Source organism: Pseudoalteromonas sp. Scap25 (assembly GCF_013394125.1).
GTDB lineage: Bacteria > Pseudomonadota > Gammaproteobacteria > Enterobacterales > Alteromonadaceae > Pseudoalteromonas.
In genome coordinates this window covers 3,148,245-3,167,041 of record NZ_CP041327.1, presented here as the reverse complement: position 1 = coordinate 3,167,041, position 18,797 = coordinate 3,148,245, and the positions used below count along the sequence as shown (strand labels likewise).

Annotated in this window: 16 protein-coding genes; 9 read left to right on the top strand and 7 right to left on the bottom strand. The window is 40.9% G+C overall.

Features of this window, described 5'->3' with window-relative positions:
* The first annotated feature begins 17 nt into the window (after nt 1–17).
* Nucleotides 18–2,567 carry a M14 metallopeptidase family protein gene (locus FLM54_RS14640; RefSeq protein WP_178956734.1) on the top strand — a complete coding sequence of 850 codons (2,550 nt, stop codon included), beginning with the start codon at nt 18–20 and terminating at the stop codon, nt 2,565–2,567.
* Nucleotides 2,568–2,573: 6 nt separating this feature from the next.
* Here FLM54_RS14640 and FLM54_RS14635 read toward each other — a convergent pair whose 3' ends face one another.
* The gene (locus FLM54_RS14635) at nt 2,574–3,251 is read right to left on the bottom strand and encodes a ComF family protein (protein ID WP_010392416.1); all 678 of its coding nucleotides are present in this window, start codon (nt 3,249–3,251) and stop codon (nt 2,574–2,576) included.
* A gap of 75 nt (nt 3,252–3,326) precedes the next feature.
* Here FLM54_RS14635 and bioH point away from each other — a divergent pair, with 75 nt between their 5' ends.
* From bioH to FLM54_RS14620, 3 genes are all read left to right on the top strand, one after another.
* Complete coding sequence (gene bioH, locus FLM54_RS14630; RefSeq protein WP_178956733.1) at nt 3,327–4,064, top strand: pimeloyl-ACP methyl ester esterase BioH; 738 nt, start codon at nt 3,327–3,329, stop codon at nt 4,062–4,064.
* A 92-nt stretch (nt 4,065–4,156) separates the two neighbouring features.
* Entirely contained in the window at nt 4,157–4,465 is a 309-nt protein-coding gene (locus FLM54_RS14625; protein WP_008112879.1) for a hypothetical protein, read from the top strand.
* A gap of 6 nt (nt 4,466–4,471) precedes the next feature.
* Nucleotides 4,472–5,329, top strand: a complete 858-nt coding sequence (locus tag FLM54_RS14620) for a putative metalloprotease CJM1_0395 family protein (protein WP_178956732.1) — start codon at nt 4,472–4,474, stop codon at nt 5,327–5,329.
* A gap of 62 nt (nt 5,330–5,391) precedes the next feature.
* Here FLM54_RS14620 and FLM54_RS14615 read toward each other — a convergent pair whose 3' ends face one another.
* The 4 genes from FLM54_RS14615 to greB form a co-directional block, all read right to left on the bottom strand.
* A complete protein-coding gene (locus FLM54_RS14615) occupies nt 5,392–7,716 on the bottom strand; it encodes a Tex family protein (protein WP_054202833.1) in 2,325 nt (774 codons plus the stop codon).
* Nucleotides 7,717–7,872: 156 nt separating this feature from the next.
* On the bottom strand, nt 7,873–8,451 hold the full coding sequence (locus FLM54_RS14610; RefSeq protein ID WP_138608328.1) for a CBS domain-containing protein: 579 nt from the start codon (nt 8,449–8,451) through the stop codon (nt 7,873–7,875).
* Nucleotides 8,452–8,511: 60 nt separating this feature from the next.
* Nucleotides 8,512–8,817 carry a hypothetical protein gene (locus FLM54_RS14605; protein WP_178956731.1) on the bottom strand — a complete coding sequence of 102 codons (306 nt, stop codon included), beginning with the start codon at nt 8,815–8,817 and terminating at the stop codon, nt 8,512–8,514.
* Between the two features lie 124 nt (nt 8,818–8,941).
* Entirely contained in the window at nt 8,942–9,415 is a 474-nt protein-coding gene (gene greB / locus FLM54_RS14600; RefSeq protein ID WP_010392431.1) for a transcription elongation factor GreB, read from the bottom strand.
* Nucleotides 9,416–9,598: 183 nt separating this feature from the next.
* Between greB and ompR the strand changes: the two genes are divergently transcribed.
* Both ompR and envZ read left to right on the top strand, forming a co-directional pair.
* A complete protein-coding gene (ompR, locus tag FLM54_RS14595; protein ID WP_008109519.1) occupies nt 9,599–10,318 on the top strand; it encodes a two-component system response regulator OmpR in 720 nt (239 codons plus the stop codon).
* A gap of 5 nt (nt 10,319–10,323) precedes the next feature.
* Nucleotides 10,324–11,637 (top strand): two-component system sensor histidine kinase EnvZ, encoded by a 1,314-nt coding sequence (gene envZ / locus FLM54_RS14590; protein ID WP_055012728.1) that lies wholly within the window; start codon nt 10,324–10,326, stop codon nt 11,635–11,637.
* A gap of 60 nt (nt 11,638–11,697) precedes the next feature.
* Here the strand turns inward: envZ and FLM54_RS14585 are convergent, their stop codons facing one another.
* Nucleotides 11,698–13,740 carry a glycoside hydrolase family 97 protein gene (locus tag FLM54_RS14585; RefSeq protein ID WP_178956730.1) on the bottom strand — a complete coding sequence of 681 codons (2,043 nt, stop codon included), beginning with the start codon at nt 13,738–13,740 and terminating at the stop codon, nt 11,698–11,700.
* A 174-nt stretch (nt 13,741–13,914) separates the two neighbouring features.
* Between FLM54_RS14585 and FLM54_RS14580 the strand changes: the two genes are divergently transcribed.
* The gene (locus FLM54_RS14580; RefSeq protein WP_138570699.1) at nt 13,915–14,541 is read left to right on the top strand and encodes a methylamine utilization protein; all 627 of its coding nucleotides are present in this window, start codon (nt 13,915–13,917) and stop codon (nt 14,539–14,541) included.
* Nucleotides 14,519–15,757 carry a hypothetical protein gene (locus tag FLM54_RS14575; protein ID WP_178956729.1) on the top strand — a complete coding sequence of 413 codons (1,239 nt, stop codon included), beginning with the start codon at nt 14,519–14,521 and terminating at the stop codon, nt 15,755–15,757. Before FLM54_RS14580 ends, FLM54_RS14575 begins: the two co-directional genes overlap by 23 nt.
* Before the next feature lie 62 nt (nt 15,758–15,819).
* On the opposite strand, the gene speE is transcribed toward FLM54_RS14575, so the two are convergent.
* Entirely contained in the window at nt 15,820–16,683 is an 864-nt protein-coding gene (gene speE / locus FLM54_RS14570) for a polyamine aminopropyltransferase (protein WP_138608318.1), read from the bottom strand.
* Between the two features lie 198 nt (nt 16,684–16,881).
* Here speE and speA point away from each other — a divergent pair, with 198 nt between their 5' ends.
* Nucleotides 16,882–18,762, top strand: coding sequence for a biosynthetic arginine decarboxylase (gene speA / locus FLM54_RS14565; protein ID WP_178956728.1), 1,881 nt, complete (start codon nt 16,882–16,884; stop codon nt 18,760–18,762).
* Nucleotides 18,763–18,797 lie beyond the last annotated feature (35 nt).

The following is an 18,797-nucleotide window of genomic DNA, read 5'->3' as shown; positions in this document are numbered from 1 at the left end:
TTTTTAGAGTGATTTATATGCGCTTCATATTAACAGTAGTGGTGGTGCTGGCCAGTTTTTCAAGTATGGCAAAGCCCCTATCTTATTATTTTGAGCAACAGGTTGAATTTGATTCCACCATACCAACACCACAAGAGGTACTGGGTTATCAAGTGGGTGAGTGGCATGTAAGGCATGACCAACTTGTTCGCTACATGGAAATTTTAGCTCAAAAAAGCGATCGAATTAATTTTGAAGTAATAGGCCGAACTCACGAACAGCGCCCGTTAGTTATGCTTACGATTACAGCGGCTAACAAATTAAAAAATATAGAAAAAACTCGCCAAGCACATTTAGCTCGCCTAAATAATTCAAACAATAAAACAGCAGAGCAGCCCAGTGTCGTGTGGATGGGTTACAGTGTTCATGGTAACGAATCATCAGGTAGTAATGCAGCGTTACTAGTCGCTTATTATTTAGCTGCAGCGCAAGGCGATGAAATAAATGAGCTACTTAACAATACGGTTATTTTACTCGACCCGTCGCTTAACCCAGATGGACTAGCACGTTTTGCAAATTGGGCTAATAGTAATCGCGGTATGAACTTATCGTCAGATCCGCAAACCCGAGAGCATGTAGAGAGCTGGCCAAGCAGCCGTACAAACCATTATTGGTTTGATTTAAACCGTGATTGGTTGTTGTTACAGCACCCAGAGTCGCGGGCTCGGATTGCTAAGTTTCATTATTGGAAACCTAATATTTTAACTGACTTTCATGAAATGGGGCCAAATAGTAGCTACTTTTTTCAACCGGGTATCCCAAGTCGTAAACACCCAATTACGCCTGAAGAAAATGTGAGCCTTACCAAAGCGATTGCAAATTATCATGCTAAAACATTAGATGAAAACAACGCGCTATACTTTACAGAAGAAAGCTTTGATGACTTTTATTATGGTAAAGGCTCTACCTACCCCGATGTAAACGGGGGTGTGGGTATTTTATTTGAACAAGCAAGTTCTCGTGGCCATATTCAAGAAACGATCAATGGTCCGCTAACGTTTGCGTTTACAATTAAAAACCAACTTTTAACGAGCTTATCAACGTTTAAAGCGGCGATTGATAACCGCCAAGCTTTGCTTGAGTATCAAGCTAACTTTTATAACAAAGCAGTTGAGCTTGCCAAAGATGAAGACTATCAAGGCTATATTGTTCAAGCAGATGAAGATCATACCCGTACTAACGACTTTTTAAGCATACTTAAACAACATCAAATTAATGCTTATCCCGTTAAAGAAGGGCTAAAAGCTGAAGGTAAAAACTTTACCGCTAATAGTTATTTTGTACCGCTTGCGCAACCACAATATCGATTAGTTAAAGCTATTTTTAGTGAGCAACAAAACTTTGCCGATAACACCTTTTACGATGTGTCGGGTTGGACATTAGCGCATGCGTTTAATTTACCATTTGCTAAAGTAAACAGCCGCTGGGGATTAGAGGTAGAAAAAACAGCTTGGCAAAAACCAAAGCAGCCAGAGTTAGCGTCACTGACTAACAATTACGCCTATGGATTTGCATGGAATGACATGCAAGCCCCAAAAATGCTCAATAGTCTGTTACAGCAAGGCATTAAAGCTCGTGTTGCATTAAAACCATTAACAGCAGTATCAACCAATGCAGAAGTAAACTTTGACGCAGGTAGTATTATTATTCCAGCAGGACTTCAAACTGACACCAACTGGGTGACAAAGTTAAACCAAGCACAAAGCCAGTTTGGGATTGAAGTTAAACCAATTACTACCGGTTTAACTAGTAAAGGTGCTGATTTAGGGTCTCGCTCTATGGCTGTGGTTTCTGCACCTAAGGTGTTATTGGTTGGTGGTAAAGGCGTGAGCCAATATGAAGCGGGAGAAGTGTGGTACTACCTAGACCGTTTTGTGGGTGTAGCGCCAACCATTGTTGAAATGGAGCGTTTAGCGTCTTTAGAGCTCAGTAATTACAGCCATATTGTGTTGCCACATGGTAATTATTCTACTTTATCTGATTCCGATAAAGTTGCTATAAAAAGCTGGGTAAGGAAAGGTGGTGTTATTTGGGGACATAAAGGCGGGGCGAAGTTTTTAGCCGATCAGCAGCTATTAAAAGCAAGCTACTTATCGCGTAAAGATGTGGCTGGGGCATTCGATACTCAAGGTTTAAAATATGCAGACAAAGACCACTTAGCGGGTCGCCAGCGTATTGCCGGTGCGATATTTAATACCAAGGTAGATACAACTCACCCTCTGACATTTTCATTTAAGCGTGACACACTACCTGTATTTAAAAATAGCACCTGGCTATTGGAAGCCTCGCAAGCACCGTTTGTAAATATACTTACCTACACACAGCAGCCGCTCCTTGCTGGTTTTACCGATGCAGTAAATGTAGAGCAAGTGGCCGGTGGAGCTGCGTTAATGGCGCATTCTTATGGGCGAGGTAGTGTTATTGCGATGACTGACAACCCTGTATTTAGAGGGTACTGGTATGGCACCAGCCGATTGTTAAGTAATGCTTTATTTTTCGGCCACACCTTTCGCGTGAGTGGAAACTAACACGCCCTAAAGTGGCGTTAAGCACGTGGTAAATGCCCATACGTGTTTAGCGCCCGCTTCTTTTAACGATAATGTAGCCGCATTAAGAGTTGCTCCTGTAGTCATAATATCATCGATAATTACTACCGTTTTTCCCTCTAAATTAATTTTGCATGAAAAAGCCTGCTGTAAATTTTTAACTCTTTTAGCTTTGCTTAATTGTGATTGTGCCGAGGTGTGTTTATGGCGAAGCAACGCATTATTTAATACTTTATTTGACCCTAAACAGGGCTGCCATACTTGGGTGACTTGATTAAACCCACGCGTTAAAAAGCGCGCTTTATGTAAAGGTAAAATTATAAATGCATCAACAGCGGCAGGGTGTTTAGTCATAAAAACCCTAAGTTGTTTTTTTATGACTTGCTGTAGTGCTTTTTTATAATGGATTTGATTATTAAATTTAAGCTGCTTTAACCATAAATCAAAAGGGGGCTGGTAAAAAGCACAGGCAAACAGCTTTTCAAAGTTGCAGTTAGGAAACATTTCTACAATATCAGGGCGGTAAAATAAATTGTCATGCTCGGCCAAATCTAGCAATGGCAAGTCATCTAAACAAAATTGACACAGTCCCATTGAGCTATGAATCTGACTTTGACATAACACACAGTAAGAGGGGAATAGCCAATCACTTAGGCTGAGTTTCATTCGCTGATGATCCTCATTACAAACTCCTTTTAAAGCGCTATCATAGAACTCAAGTTTGGTTAAGGTTAGGCAAATATGCAAAATGAATGTGTGTTGTTACATGGTTGGGGAATGAGCCAAGGTGTGTGGCAGTTAATAAAACCAGAATTAGAGTTTTTATATTCAGGTAAAGTGCGCTGTTTGGATTTACCCGGTTATGGTGATAATAACGCCTCTTTAAGCCCATATACATTACACGATGCTGCAAAGCAGGTGAGTGAGCAGTTAAAGCCACAATCGGTGCTAATGGGATGGTCTTTAGGTGGGTTGTTTGCTATTTATATTGCCAAACATTGGCCTGAAAAAGTATCAAAAGTCATTTTAGTTGCCTCAACGCCCTTTTTTGCAGAGCAATTACCATGGGCTGGCATTAAGCCTAAAGTATTAACACAGTTCAAAGAGCAGTTGTTGCAAGAGCGTTCAAAAACGATAGAGCGCTTTTTGGCAATTCAGGCAATGGGCAGTGAGTCGGCTCGCGATGATGTAAAACAGTTAAAGCAGTTATTGAGTCAGTCACCGCCTCCGAATAACGAGGCTTTAAGTGCAGGGCTAGACATACTGAAAAATGAAGATTTACGCGAATTATTTGCTCAATGTCCAGTGACTCTTCGCGGCATTTTTGGACGCTTAGACTCTCTCGTTCCTTATCGGGCCATTGAGAAAATGGTGGCACTTAATGCTGACTTTGAATACGAAGTGATAGACAAAGCATCACATGCGCCTTTTATTTCTCATAAAAGTGAATTTTTATCTGCCGTTAAATCAATGCTTTGAAGCAAAGCCATGATTACTGCGGTTTAAAGCTTTATTTTGCGTGATTTTTGAGCGATAATTAAACAATATTTATTTGCTGGAGGTTTATTATTATGCCAATAGGATCTGTATTCAATAGTGGTGTTGAAGGGTTTAATAGAGCCAGCCAAGGAATTGAAAAAGCCAGCGCTGAGATTAATCGTGCCAGCATAGAGCAGCAAGACGACTCTCAACTAGCGCAGCAACGTCAATTAACGGCCGCTCGCCCTGAAGAAGCAGTCACCGCGCCAGTATCTCAACCTGCACGAATTGATGATGCGTTAGTAAACTTAAAAGTTGAAGAGTTTAATGCTAAGGCAAACACGCAATCTATCCAAACTGCAGATGACGTATTAGGCACTTTAGTTGATATTAAAGTGTAATTTCTCATGAATATTGTCACGCCGTTTCCGTCTATTAATATAAACACCGCAAATGTTTATACGGAGACTGCTCGGCGTGACAACCAGCTACGTGAAGTCATTCCCCCAGCCGCTGCGAACACCGCTGGTAGCACCGAAAACAAAGCTCAAAGTGATGCAGAAAAAGCCAAACTGCCAGGAAATAGCGACAGCTCAACCTACAATGCGAGTGGCAAAATTGCAGACGATAAAACGATTGCGCAACGCGAAGGCAATGCTGATAGCGATCAAGATAATGCCGAGCAAGAAAAACAACAAGCTGCAGAAGAAGTTAGTGAGCAAGAAGAACTGCAACTTGAGCAAGAATTACAGCAAATTAAAGAACTTAAAGCGCGCGACACTGAAGTACGAACACATGAGCAAGCGCATGCCGCTGTGGGTGGACAATATGCGGGCTCTCCTAGCTACGAATATCAAAGAGGGCCCGATGGTACTAACTATGCGGTAGGTGGTGAAGTACCGATAGATGTTGGGGTTATCAATGGCGACCCTCAAGCAACTATTGAAAAAATGCAAACGGTACGTGCTGCAGCACTCGCGCCGGCTGAGCCTTCAGGTGCCGATAGGGCAATTGCGGCAGATGCCACTCAAAAGATAGCCGCAGCACAAGCTGAGTTAGCTTCAGCTGATGACGAAGATAGCAGCGAAGATAAAAGCAGAGTCAGTGCGTCGTTTTCTAACAGTGAAAGTTCAGAAGTAAAAACTGCTAAAAGCGAAGAGCAATCGCGTGATGTTGAAGTAGAAGCGCGTGCTGGGCGCATTGCTAGTTTTTATCAACTGGCCACATCACCTGCGACTCAAAGCCAATTCTCAGCACAAATTTAAACTAAACCTTATATTTAATAGCCATAAAAAAACCGCCTAAGCGGTTTTTTTATGGGGTCATTTTATTTTTTCACTTTCGCATTTGCAAAGGCATCAGCAAACGCATTTCCCATCATGGCATTGCCTGTGTCGCGCTTAGGTTTGGGCGCTCGCGATTGGTTTGCATTGTTGCCACGTGGCTTTTGCACCGCCGCAGGGGCAGCTTTATTGCTAGTGTCTATCTCGTCATCTAGGCGCATGGTAAAGCTAATACGTTTACGTGCAGCGTCAACTTCAACCACTTTCACTTTAACGATGTCACCAGCTTTAACCACTTCTCGTGGGTCTGAAATAAACTTATTAGTAATAGCCGAAATATGCACTAGTCCATCTTGATGGACACCAACATCCACAAATGCGCCAAAATTAGCTACGTTCGATACCACGCCTTCTAAAATCATGCCTGGTTTTAAATCACTAATTTTTTCAACGCCTGCTTTAAACTCAGCAGTTTTAAATTCAGGGCGCGGATCACGACCTGGCTTATCAAGTTCGCTAATAATATCGGTCACGGTAGGCAGACCAAATTTATCGTCAATATAGTCATTTGCAGCGAGCTTATTTAAAAACTCTTTGTTACCAATGAGGTTATTTACGTCTACCTGATTGTGCTCACAAATACGCTTAACGATAGGGTATGCTTCAGGGTGAACTGATGAGTTGTCTAGTGGATCGCTGCCATTGTTAATGCGTAAAAAGCCGGCTGCTTGTTCAAATGCTTTTGGCCCTAAGCGCTCTACTTTTTTCAACTGACTACGTTTTGTAAATGACCCATTTGTATCACGGTAGCTTACAATATTTTGCGCTAAGGTTTTGTTTAAACCAGAAACACGTGCAAGCAAAGGTACAGAGGCCATATTTAAATCAACACCCACACTGTTTACACAGTCTTCTACCACTGAGATTAGGCTTTGTCCTAGTTGGCTTTGTGATACATCATGTTGATATTGGCCTACACCAATAGACTTAGGCTCTATTTTAACCAGCTCAGCCAATGGATCTTGAAGGCGACGTGCAATAGATACGGCACCACGTAAAGATACATCTAAATTTGGAAATTCATTAGCAGCGAACTCAGAAGCGGAGTAAACCGAAGCGCCGGCCTCACTGACCATGATTTTATTTAGTTTAAGCTCAGTATTGGCTTTGATAAGCTCGCCAACTAGTTTATCTGATTCGCGAGAAGCGGTACCGTTACCAATCGCAATGAGCTCAACTTTATGCTGGCGACATAATTGCTCGAGCGTGCGTAATGATTTATCCCAATGATTTTGTGGTGCATGTGGGAAAATCGTTTGGGTAGCAAGCAGCTTACCTGTGCTATCAACCACGGCAATTTTACAACCGGTACGTAAACCAGGATCTAAGCCTAACGTAGTGCGAGGGCCAGCAGGGGCTGCCATTAATAAGTCTTTTAAGTTTTTAGCAAATACATCAATGGCACCGGTTTCGGCTTTTTCACGCATTGCGGCTAAAAATTCATTTTCTAAATGTAATCCAAGCTTAATTTTCCACGCCCATTGCACTACAGTTAATAACCAAGCGCTGGCAGGTTTGTTTTTAATATCTAGGCGGTAATGATCGCTGATCATCTGTGCACACAATTGCGCTGGGTTTTCAGCGTTAGGCTCAGGATTAATAGTTAACTGTAAAATACCTTCGTTACGTGCTCTTAGCATGGCTAATGCTCGATGCGAGGGGACTTTTTTTAATGGTTCTTGATGTTCAAAGTAGTCTCGGTATTTAGCCCCCGCTTGTTCTTGGCCATCAATAAGTTTACTTTCAATCGCTCCATTTTGACTAATATGACTTCTAAATTTAGCGAGTAATTTAGCGTCTTCAGCAAAGCGCTCCATCAAAATAAACTTAGCACCATCAAGCGCTGCTTTAGTATCGACAATCGCTTTTTCGGCATTAATAAATTTTGCAGCCTCAGCGTCTGGGTCAAGCATTGGATCGTTAAATAACGCATCAGCTAGTGGTTCTAAACCGGCTTCAATAGCTATTTGACCTTTAGTGCGGCGCTTTGCTTTATAAGGTAAATATAAGTCTTCTAGTTCGGTTTTACTTTGTGCAGCTTTAATATCAGCCGCTAATTCAGCACTAAGCTTATTTTGTGATTCTATCGTCGACAGGATAAATCCACGACGCTCTTCAAGTTCACGCAAATAAGATAAACGTTGTTCTAGAAGGCGTAGTTGGGTGTCATCTAATCCACCGGTCACTTCTTTTCTGTAACGGGCAATAAAGGGGACGGTTGCGCCTTCATCAAGTAACTTTGTTGCTGCAACCACTTGTTGCTGCTGTGCATTTAGCTCCGTTGCTAAACGTGCAGAGATATCGCTCATGCAAAAACCTTTTAATACAAAAAATAAGACCAGCTAAAAAGTTAACTGATGCGTCAATGTCTTGAATAATATCACAGGGGAGGGTAATAAAAAGCTCTTAAAGCAAGCTATTTTACTTGCTTTAAGATGCCATTGCTGGGGCAATAAAAAGCGGATTTAGTGAGGGTGCTCTACACTTTCGAGTACTTCACTAAATGTGTGCGCTATTGGGCTAATATGAACAGGAATTTGCAGCTTACGTGCTATATCGCGTGCTGAAATTAAACCACTTATTTCATTATTAGCCGCAGTAACTAATATAAACATAGCGCCATGATGCTCCATAGTTTGCAGTGCATCACCGATACATGAATAGCTTAAGCTTTTCATACTTACACCCATTAAATTACTCAGCGGTGTCATTAAATAGCGTAAGCTAATTTCACTACGAGGCAAGCCTAAACGCTGCGATAAAATCATGATTTTTGAGCTTTGTAAATCAGCACTTGCGACAATACCAATTAGTTTTTGTTGTTCGTCAGTCACTAAAATAAAATCAGAGGGCTGAGCATTTAACTGTTTTGATGCTTGTTCAATGGTTGTATCAAACGCTGCGCGCATAGGACTTGTTTGAGTAAAGCTAGTTACTATACGTGTTGCTGGAGAGGTTAAATCAATCACAGCCTCATTAGTAAAAGTATCAGCAATAGTGCCATGCGAAATGTCTTGGGTACGGAGTTCTTTAAAGTTAGACATAATATCCACCTAAATAAATAGTTATAAAAATTTAATAATGTTTAAAAGCAAGTTATTAAATTAAATAACGGGTGGCGCTCGCGGGTTTGCATTACTGTAGGCAGTGGCTAAAAATCGACTTTCATAATGAAAGAAAAACGCTAAAGAAAGTGGTTGGATTTCTCTAAGCGCAATAACACCATCAAGAGAATCTATATCGGTGTCGAGGTTTGCTTGGTCAGGGGAGTCACAAACAATAAATTCAGCTGGAGCAAAACCAGCATCAAGTTTGTTATTTTTAGGTGCGCCATGCAATGTCAAACTCACACTCATGAAGAGTGCAAACACGAGAGCATTTTGTAATATGCGCGCTGTTATGTTTGACATAATGGTGACCTTAATTAACTACTCTCAAGTTAATACAACATTACTTGAGTAACTTTAGTTATAGCTTACTCAGATAATATAAACAATAAAAAGTTAATGTGATCTGAATCAAAACTAAGCGATGTCATTTTTGATAGGTAATGTTATTTACGTACCACTGCTTAGCACCTTGAGGAGTCATGACCTCAAAATCATCGTCTACTTGTTTTTTTAATAGCGCTCGCGCCATTGGTGAATCGATAGAAATATAGTCGTTGCGATCATAAATTTCATCGGGGCCGACAATTCTAAAATTTTTACACTCACCGGCCTCGTTTTCTATTTCTACCCACGCTCCAAAAAAAACTTTGCCGTCTTGTACGGGTGAGTAGTCAACAATTTTTAGATCGGGGATGCGTTTTCGTAAATAGCGAACACGACGGTCAATTTGGCGTAGTAAACGTTTGTTGTACTGATAGTCTGCGTTTTCAGAGCGATCACCTAGACTAGCAGCCCAGCTCACTATTTTAGTTACTTCTGGGCGTTTTTCATTCCAAAGATGATCATGTTCTTGCTGCAGTTGTAAATAACCTTCGCGAGTAATTAAATTTGTTTTCACGCTGAGTTCTTGTTTAATCTTCATGTGTGGCAAGGTATTAAAATAAAGGCAGCTTGTCGAGATAAAATAGCTATCAATGAATTTGAAATGTTCAGTAACAATCTAAGCACTTAATTAGTTTTTTATTATTAAGTTTTTCATTTATATTAACGATTAATAAATTATAAAAATAAGCAACAAATTATGGGACAAGAGACAGTAAAAGTATTGGTGGTTGATGACGATAAACGTTTGCGTAGTTTGCTGGAACGCTACTTGGTAGAGCAAGGGTTTATTGTCAGAACAGCTGCGGATTCAGAGCAAATGGATAGACTAATTGAGCGTGAAAACTTTCATCTAATGGTACTTGATTTAATGCTGCCCGGCGAAGATGGGCTTTCTATTTGTAGACGTTTACGCCAAAAAGAAAACCAAATCCCTATTGTTATGCTTACCGCCAAAGGTGATGAAGTAGACCGCATTATTGGCCTAGAACTCGGCGCTGACGATTATATTCCGAAACCATTTAACCCTCGCGAGCTATTAGCACGTATAAAAGCTATTTTACGTCGCCAATCAAAAGAAGTACCAGGGGCGCCTTCAGCGCAGGAGAACTTAATTGCGTTTGGTAAATTTACCCTAAATTTAGCCACCCGCGAAATGAGTGAAGGCGATAACACGGTGTCACTCACTAGTGGTGAATTTGCGGTGCTAAAAGCGTTAGTGTCTCATCCGCGTGAGCCATTAAGTCGTGATAAATTAATGAACTTAGCTAGAGGGCGAGACTACAGTGCGCTTGAGCGCAGTATTGATGTTCAAGTATCACGTCTTCGTAGGATGATCGAAGTCGATGCCGCTAACCCACGCTATATTCAAACGGTATGGGGTTTAGGTTATGTATTTGTTCCTGACGGTGAAAAGTAATCATTATGGGAATGTTTCCGCGTAGTGCGTTTGGACAAACCGTATTTTTGGTTGCCGCTTTGTTGCTTATTAACCAAATAGTCTCCTACGTCACGGTAAGTTTATATGTGGTTAAACCCACCATTGAACAAGTTAATTTAATGCTGGCTAAGCAAATTAAAACCGTGTTTATTGATTGGGAAGATGGCGTTGAAGTCACCGATGAAGTCTCTGAGAAGTTTTTTGAAATAACCGGCATTGAAGTAATGACTCAGCGTGAAGCTATGCGTCATGGTTTAGGCCAAAGTCGTGAGTATTCTGGGCTATCGCGTAGTATGTCTGAGCAATTAAATGGCTTTTCTCGGGTGCGCATTAGTCAAACTGATCCGCTTATTTATTGGGTAGAAGCCCCGCAGGCGCCGGGTTATTGGGTCAAAGTGCCGCTCACCGGATTTAAAGAAAGTAACCTTGAGTTTTTAACCTTTTATCTTTCTAGTATCGGCTTTTTAAGTGTACTAGGAGGTTGGTTATTTGCCAGGCATTTGAACCGACCACTAAAAGCATTACAACAAGCTGCGATAAAAGTAGGGGTAGGCGACTTTAGTACCAAGTTACAAGAGCAAGGGTCGAGCGAGGTTATTGAGGTAACGCGCGCCTTTAATCAAATGTCGCGAGGTATTGCTGCCCTTGAAAACGACCGTCGATTACTTATGGCCGGTGTTTCTCATGATTTACGCACACCGCTTACGCGTATTCGTTTAGCCACAGAAATGATGGTTGATGAAGATGATTATTTACGTGAAGGCATTATTTACGATATTGAAGATATGAATGGCATTATCGATCAATTTATCGAATATTTACGCCATCATAAACGTGAAGAACAAACCTGCGAAGATATTAATGCGCTCCTTGGTGAAGTCGTACAAAGTGAGCTTAAGCATCAACGTGCGATCACGTTTAAACCGAATCCTAATATTGGAAAAATTCCCATAAGTAGTGTCGCGATTAAGCGAGTAGTGACCAATATGATAGAAAATGCACTACGCTACTCAGAGGGTGATATTGAAGTACTCAGTTATTTTAATTCCAATAAAAAATATGTGGTTATTGCGGTCAACGATAGTGGTCCGGGTATTCCTGAAAGCGAGTTGGAGTCTGTGTTTGAGCCGTTTAAACAAGGTGATGCAGCTCGCGGTAGTGAAGGTAGCGGCCTAGGCCTTGCAATTATTAAGCGTATTATCGATATGCATGGCGGCAAGGTGGTGCTCTCTAATCGCCCTGAAGGTGGTTTAAGTGCGCAAATATACCTACCAATAAAGGTTACTAATCCAAGCTAATAACGCTATCTGCATGGTTGCAGATAGCGTTAATTTATTATCTAGAGTTCAGATTAACTACTAGAGAGCTTTAAAACGAATGGCTGTACCGCCACTGGTGGCCAATTTTAATGTTAGCTTATCGCTTGCGGTAACAGTGCGTTTTTCAATGCTTAAATCATAAGGATTGTTCTTCCACTCAGCGTTTTTACCGTCTTGGTAGATTTGCGCTTCAAACTGTTTATCTTTATCTAAAAAGTCGAGTTTAATCTCAATGGTGCGGGCATTTTCGTCAGTCACTGCACCTAAGTACCAATCGTTCCCTGAATAGTTATCGCGCTTGCGCTCTTTGCGTGCAAATACAATAAAGTCGCCTACTTCACCATCAAGCGCAATACTTTGCTGCCAATCGGTTGGTACGTCTTGAATGAACTGAAAAGCATCGGGTTTAGCTAAATAATTCCGTGGTAAATCCGCCGCCATTTGAATTGGGCTGTACATTACTACATACAATGCTAATTGCTTTGCTAGTGTTGTTTGTGGGCGATTTGTCTCGTCCCCTAAGCCATTAAAGCTCATATCAAAAATACCAGGGGTAAAGTCCATTGGTCCTGCCAGCATACGCGTAAAGGCAAGCATGGGAATGTGTTCTGGTGGATTGGGTGGTGTGCCCCATGCGTTAAACTCTTGACCACGCGCACCTTCACGGGCAATCCAGTTAGGGTAAGTGCGGCGCAGACCCGTGTCTTTTATTGGTTCATGTGTGTTGATGCTTAGCTTGTATTTAGCGGCAAGTTTAATGTTATGTAAGTATTCATTTACCATAAATTGGCCGTCATGCCATTCAAAGCGGGCAATGCCGTTTTCATCTATGCGTTTTATATTGGCACCATCGGCCACATAACCAGTTTTTATTTGGCTTACATTCGATTTTTCATAAAGCGCAAAAGCATCTTCCATTTGGTCGCGATAATTGCTGACATTGCCAGAGGTTTCATGATGACCAATTAACTGCACCCCTTTTTCTTTACTGTACTGTGTAAGCGCTACAATATCGAAATCGTCATAAGGCTTAGTAAAGCTAAATACATCACCATTATAAAACCAGTCGCCATCCCAACCTGTGTTCCAACCTTCAACTAATACGCCGTCAAAGCCATACTCAGCGGCAAAGTCCATATAGTATTTAGTATTTTTTGTGGTGGCACCGTGTTTTTCTCCACTGCCCCAAGTTGTTTCATTGATGTGCATTCCCCACCAAATACCTACATATTTACCTGGTTTAACCCACGACACATCACCGAGTTTATTTGGCTCATTCAGGTTTAAAATAATATCTGAATTAACTAAGTCTATCGCTCGCTCACCTATTTGAATGGTGCGCCAAGGAGTATTGAATGCGCCGCGCTTCTTAACCGCAATGCCATCAGACCACGGTGTTAAATCGGCACTAAACGTACCTGGGCGACGCTGGTTAAGCACCATCCCTGCATAATCTACCAGAGCTGCTTCATGAATGCTGACATGTACACCGTTACCATTTTTAAAGGTAAAAGGGGTATGAACAAGTGCAGCATCTTGTAAGTCTGTAGTGTTATAGACATATTCATAACGGTTCCAACCGCGAGCAGGTATCCACCATGCGGTGGTTTTATCTTTTGCGGCAATAGCAAATTCGGTCAGTTCTTTAGTAATTTCAGTTTTTTCAAAATCGGCTTGCTTAGGGACTTCATAGCGAAAACCTACACCACTATCAAAGGCTTTAAATCGTACAGTGTATGTGCCAGCGTGGGGCGCAGGTTTATTGAAGGTAACGGCAATTTCATTGTGCTTATCAACAACGGTTTGACGCTCTCCCCAAGGTTGCTGCCATTGGCTATCGGTTTGTGAACGAGTTACTTCACTAATAACAAAGCCGTCATCAAATGGTGCTTGGCTTTTAAACCTAAAACCTAAGCGTGACTGCTCAATAACAGGCTTACCATTAAAGCTAATAGAGTAATGAGGGGATGATGATTGATCAGAAATGGTAATTTTAATTTTTTGATCAGGTGATTTCAGCGTGGCTTCTTTTGCAAAAGCACTGCTTGCAAGTAAAGCAACTAGTAGTAAAGGTAATCTCATTGTGTGTCCTTGATGTCAAACCGTAGGTTATGAGCATAAAGTGATGAACACACTATTACGAGATAGCTGCATACGTATTCAATTAATTAGCTAAAAAAGAGTGTGTTAATTAATCTGCAAAACTTTATGAAATTAGTTCTATAATAAATAAAAAGAATTTAACAAGAAGAAAATATGCTGAAAATTTTACTCGCTATTTTAGGTTGTATCATTGTTTTTAAGAGTAGTGCAGCAACGGTTACTGTTTATAATAACAACCAAAAAGTTCAAGAAAATGTTGTTGTTTGGTTAGCTCCAGATCAAGCCTCTGGCGTGAATATAAATAAATCACTTTTCACTATGACACAAAAAAATCGCCAATTTACACCACATATCTTAGTCGTTGAAAAAAACAGCCAAGTTGAATTTCCTAACGCTGACTCGATAATGCATCACGTGTATTCATTTTCTAAAAGCAAAACATTTGAATTAAAGCTTTATCGAGAACAACCACAAGATCCAATTACATTTGAACAAACAGGAGTTGTGGAGCTTGGTTGTAATATTCATGATTGGATGTTGGGTTACATTGTTGTTGTGGATAGCCCATATTATGCAATCACCAATGAGCAAGGAGTAGCATCGTTCGATATCCCAAATGGAGCCTATAAACTAAATGTTTGGCATGAAGGCTTTAGAGATATTAGCAACATAGAGTCGCAAAAAGTTGTTATAACTAACAATAAATTAAGTTATCAGTTAAAACAAAAACTAACTTTGCCTATTAGGGTTGAAGTTGATGAGTTTGACGATTATGAATAGTCTATTGGGCTTAGCCGTTGTTATTTGCTTGTTGAGTGTTTTTTCAGCCAACGCACAAGTTAAAGGTTTGCTGCAAGTAAGGGCAGTGCAAGCTGATTCACAACTAAGCTGGCAAGAGGGTGGAATTGGTTTATATCGCCATGATGCGGCTAATCAAGGTGTGGTTTTATCTCAGGGAATTATTGATTTAAGTGCAGATATAAGTTCTAGTTGGTCTGCCCATGCTGTAGTTAATTTATATCAAGACCCAAAAAGTACCTTGGGGGTTAGTCAGGCTTATCTGCAATATAAACCTTTAGTTCGCAGTGATTATAAATGGCATATTAAAGTGGGTGGCTTTTATCCACAATTGTCATTAGAAAACCCTGATATGGGCTGGTTATCTGCATATAACTATACCAATTCGGCAATTAACTCTTGGGTAGGTGAAGAGCTGCGAACGCTAGGTGTTGAAGCAACAATTAAACGCCCAGCCCGTAATTTTAATAGTGCCCATAGTTTTAGTTTGGTTGGTGCGACATTTAAAGGTAACGATCCTGCGGGGACATTACTCGCTTGGCGAGGCTTTGCTTTGCATGATCGCCAAACAACACTTAATGAGGCTCTCGCTTTTGCGCCTGTTGCGTCTTTAAATACTCCACAGTTACAATTTCAAGCAAACCAAGTTTTACCGTTTGAAGAGGTCGATGGGCGATTTGGTTATTACGTTGGTGGACATTGGGATTATTTAAAAAAGTCTCAGTTGCGAGTGTACTACTATGATAACAATGGTGACCCTGGCGCTCTTAATTATAATACGGGTCAATATGCCTGGGATACTCGATTTTTAAGTGTCGCATGGCTAAATAAATTTACACCGAAAACACGATTAATTATCCAAATAATGTCGGGTGGTACGGCTATGGGTCAAAACCGCGGCGTTGATACTCGATTTTATAGTCATTTTGCATTATTGAGTCATAAAATAAAACGCCACCGTTTCTCAGTACGTTACGATTATTTTGAGGTGACAGACAAAGACGATTGGAAGTTTGACCCTAATGCTAGTCATGGCGAGGGACTAACAGCAACTTGGCGTTATCAGCTTACACCACAATGGCAAATAGGTATTGAGGGGTCAGCGCTTCATAGCCAAGCAGATAACCGAGTAGCTATGAATAAAGCATCGAGAATATCGCAGCAGCAAATAGCATTAAATGCTCAGTTTCGGTTTTAGTTAGTAGAAAAAAGAGAAACATATAAGGGCTCTTGCGAGCCCTACTTTGTATTAATGGCTTTTTATTTTTTGTTAAAAGCGCGTTTCATGTAATTAGGTGTTGCGAGTGCACCGTGATGAATACCGCCATTGTAGTATTCACTATGCTCAGCAATAATTGCTGCGCCATCTTCTCTAAAACCGTTAAATGCTTCAGATTTGCGAGCTAGCGTCACTGACCATAAACCACTTGGGTAAATAGGTTGTGGGAATGGCAGGGTTTGCAAGTCGTTAAAACCAACACTTAGCATAGCTTCGCGCATTTCAACCAGTAGTGGCATATGCATAAGTGGCGATTCACTTTGTTGTACGAGTATTCCACCAGGGCGAAGTGCATTTAAACAGCTAGTATAAAACGCATGGTTAAATAAACCCTCACCAGGGCCTACCGGATCAGTTCCATCAACAATCACTACATCAATAGACTCACCAGCTGCTTCACGCATATATTTAATGCCATCGTCAAACATCACAGTGGCACGTGGATCGTTATTTGATTCACATAACTCTGGGAAGTACTTTAACGACATTTGGGTAACTACTTCGTCAATATCGATTTGTGTCACAGTTTCTACACTTGGGTGCTTAAGCACTTCACGTAATGTACCGCAATCGCCGCCGCCAATAATAACCACATTTTTAGGGTTTGGGTGTGCTAGTAATGCTGGGTGGCTGATCATTTCATGATAAAAAAAGTTTTCACGGCTACTCACCATAGTGCAACCATCAATGATCATTAAATTACCAAAGTCTGTGGTTTCAAACATTTCTACTTTTTGAAAAGGAGACTGTTTTTCATCTAACTTTTTGTTAATACGTAATGAAAATGCGCTGCCATCGCGGTCGCTAATTTCAGTAAACCACTTACTTTGATCTAAATTTGCCATAGTTGTTGTTACACTTTTGGTTGAGTATGAAAAAAGGAGGCAATTCTGCCAGTGCTTGCGCTATTGCTCAATCAAATTTTACGCTCTTTAGCGAATAAAGTTAGCTATAAAGAGGGGAAAGTTCAATTTTTGTTAGCTTAGCAGATAGTGACGTATTAAAATGCCCCTTTACACCTAATTTAATAAAGAAGAGTTGCCATGACTTGGGGTTTAGAAACAGCACGTGCTACATACAATGTTGCTCATTGGAGCGATGGTTATTTTGATATTAACGCACAAGGTGAATTGATAGCCTATCCGGATGGCGACCAAACAAAACCTGCCATTTCTTTAAGCCAGCTTACTGAGCAATTTAAACAGCAAGGATTAACCTTACCTGTATTGGTGCGCTTTACCGATATTTTAAAAAACCGTGTAGATACGCTCACCAATGCGTTTACTCAAGCGCGTAGCAACCGTGCATATAATGGTAAATACACCTGTGTTTACCCTATAAAAGTAAATCAACAGCGCTCTGTAGTCAGTAAACTATTGGCACACCCAAGTGGTTTAGTGGGGCTTGAAGCCGGTTCTAAACCTGAACTAATGGCAATTTTAGGTGTGGCAAAAGAGCCTATTACTATTGTATGTAACGGCTACAAAGACAGTGAGTTTTTACGTTTAGCCTGTATTGGTCAAGCAATGGGGCACAGCGTTAAAATTGTGGTTGAAAAACTCTCTGAGCTAACCACACTGCTGGAAGAAATTGATAATTTAGGTATTGAGCCTGCTATTGGTATTCGCATTCGCCTAAATTCGGTTGGTAAAGGTAAATGGCAAAATACCGGTGGTGAAAAAGGTAAGTTTGGCTTAACTGCAGGACAAGTACTCAGTGCAGTGGAAGTGCTCAAGCAACATAACAAGTTGCATTTAATGCAAATGGTACATTTTCATATTGGTTCTCAAATTGCCAATATTCGCGATATTCATCGTGCTTTGCGCGAATGTGCTCGCCATTTTGCTGAATTAACTCAATACGGTGTACCGCTCAATACTGTTGATGTGGGTGGCGGGCTTGGCGTTGACTACGAAGGTTCAGGCTCACGTAGTGCTTGCTCAATGAATTACACAGTTGAAGAATATGCGCGTAATGTAGTAAATGCATTTGCCGAGGTGTGCGACCAACATAACTTAGCTCACCCTGCAATTATTACCGAATCTGGCCGTGCTCTTACTGCACATCATGCGGTGCTTATTACCGATGTGATTGATGTTGAAAAAGCACCAAATCATTTAAACCCAGAACCACCTGTTAAAAACAGTGCCTTAGTATTGGATGAAATGTGGCAGTGTTTACAACGTTTGAACCCGCGTATGGCATTAGAGATTTATCATGATGCAATGCACTTATTTAGTGAAGCACACGATCAATACGTACATGGTTTAGTAAGCATGCTAGAGTGGGCGAAAATAGAGCAGCTTTACTTTACTATTTTACATCGCGTTCGTGCTTCATTAAGCTCTAATGCACGAGCTCACCGCGAAGTGCTGGATGATTTAAACGAAAAACTAGCCGATAAACTGTTTGTGAATTTTTCATTATTTCAGTCGTTACCCGATGTGTGGGGCATTCAGCAGTTATTTCCGGTTATGCCCATCGAAAACCTAACGCAGCCGCTTACTCAGCGCGCTATTATCCAAGACATTACTTGTGATTCTGACGGGCAAATACGTGAGTACGTTGAAGGTGCAGGAATTGAAACCAGTTTACCTATTCCTGAATATACACAAGGTCAGCAGTATCATATTGCGATGTTTATGGTAGGGGCATACCAAGAGATTTTAGGTGACTTACATAACCTATTTGGTGATACCGATTCAGTTCATGTTGAGCTTAATGAGCAAGGATATGTATTAACCAATGCCATTAAAGGTGACAGCGTTAAGGATGTATTAAAATTTGTTGATTATGATAGCGAGTTATTAGCTGATAACTTTGCCACTCAGATTAATAAACTTGATGTATCAGAGCACTGTAAAGAAGGTTACTTAGCCGAGCTTAATGCAGGGCTTGAAGGCTACACCTATTTTGAAGATTAATTTAGTTGCATAGTTAAGCGCGGTCATTTGTGGCT

Coding starts and splice junctions, on each gene's coding strand:
- FLM54_RS14640 (WP_178956734.1), top strand. CDS start 18: ATGCGCTTCATATTAACAGTAGTGGTGGTGCTGGCCAGTTTTTCAAGT.
- FLM54_RS14635 (WP_010392416.1), bottom strand. CDS start 3,251: ATGAAACTCAGCCTAAGTGATTGGCTATTCCCCTCTTACTGTGTGTTA.
- bioH (WP_178956733.1), top strand. CDS start 3,327: ATGCAAAATGAATGTGTGTTGTTACATGGTTGGGGAATGAGCCAAGGT.
- FLM54_RS14625 (WP_008112879.1), top strand. CDS start 4,157: ATGCCAATAGGATCTGTATTCAATAGTGGTGTTGAAGGGTTTAATAGA.
- FLM54_RS14620 (WP_178956732.1), top strand. CDS start 4,472: ATGAATATTGTCACGCCGTTTCCGTCTATTAATATAAACACCGCAAAT.
- FLM54_RS14615 (WP_054202833.1), bottom strand. CDS start 7,716: ATGAGCGATATCTCTGCACGTTTAGCAACGGAGCTAAATGCACAGCAG.
- FLM54_RS14610 (WP_138608328.1), bottom strand. CDS start 8,451: ATGTCTAACTTTAAAGAACTCCGTACCCAAGACATTTCGCATGGCACT.
- FLM54_RS14605 (WP_178956731.1), bottom strand. CDS start 8,817: ATGTCAAACATAACAGCGCGCATATTACAAAATGCTCTCGTGTTTGCA.
- ompR (WP_008109519.1), top strand. CDS start 9,599: ATGGGACAAGAGACAGTAAAAGTATTGGTGGTTGATGACGATAAACGT.
- envZ (WP_055012728.1), top strand. CDS start 10,324: ATGGGAATGTTTCCGCGTAGTGCGTTTGGACAAACCGTATTTTTGGTT.
- FLM54_RS14585 (WP_178956730.1), bottom strand. CDS start 13,740: ATGAGATTACCTTTACTACTAGTTGCTTTACTTGCAAGCAGTGCTTTT.
- FLM54_RS14580 (WP_138570699.1), top strand. CDS start 13,915: ATGCTGAAAATTTTACTCGCTATTTTAGGTTGTATCATTGTTTTTAAG.
- FLM54_RS14575 (WP_178956729.1), top strand. CDS start 14,519: ATGAGTTTGACGATTATGAATAGTCTATTGGGCTTAGCCGTTGTTATT.
- speE (WP_138608318.1), bottom strand. CDS start 16,683: ATGGCAAATTTAGATCAAAGTAAGTGGTTTACTGAAATTAGCGACCGC.
- speA (WP_178956728.1), top strand. CDS start 16,882: ATGACTTGGGGTTTAGAAACAGCACGTGCTACATACAATGTTGCTCAT.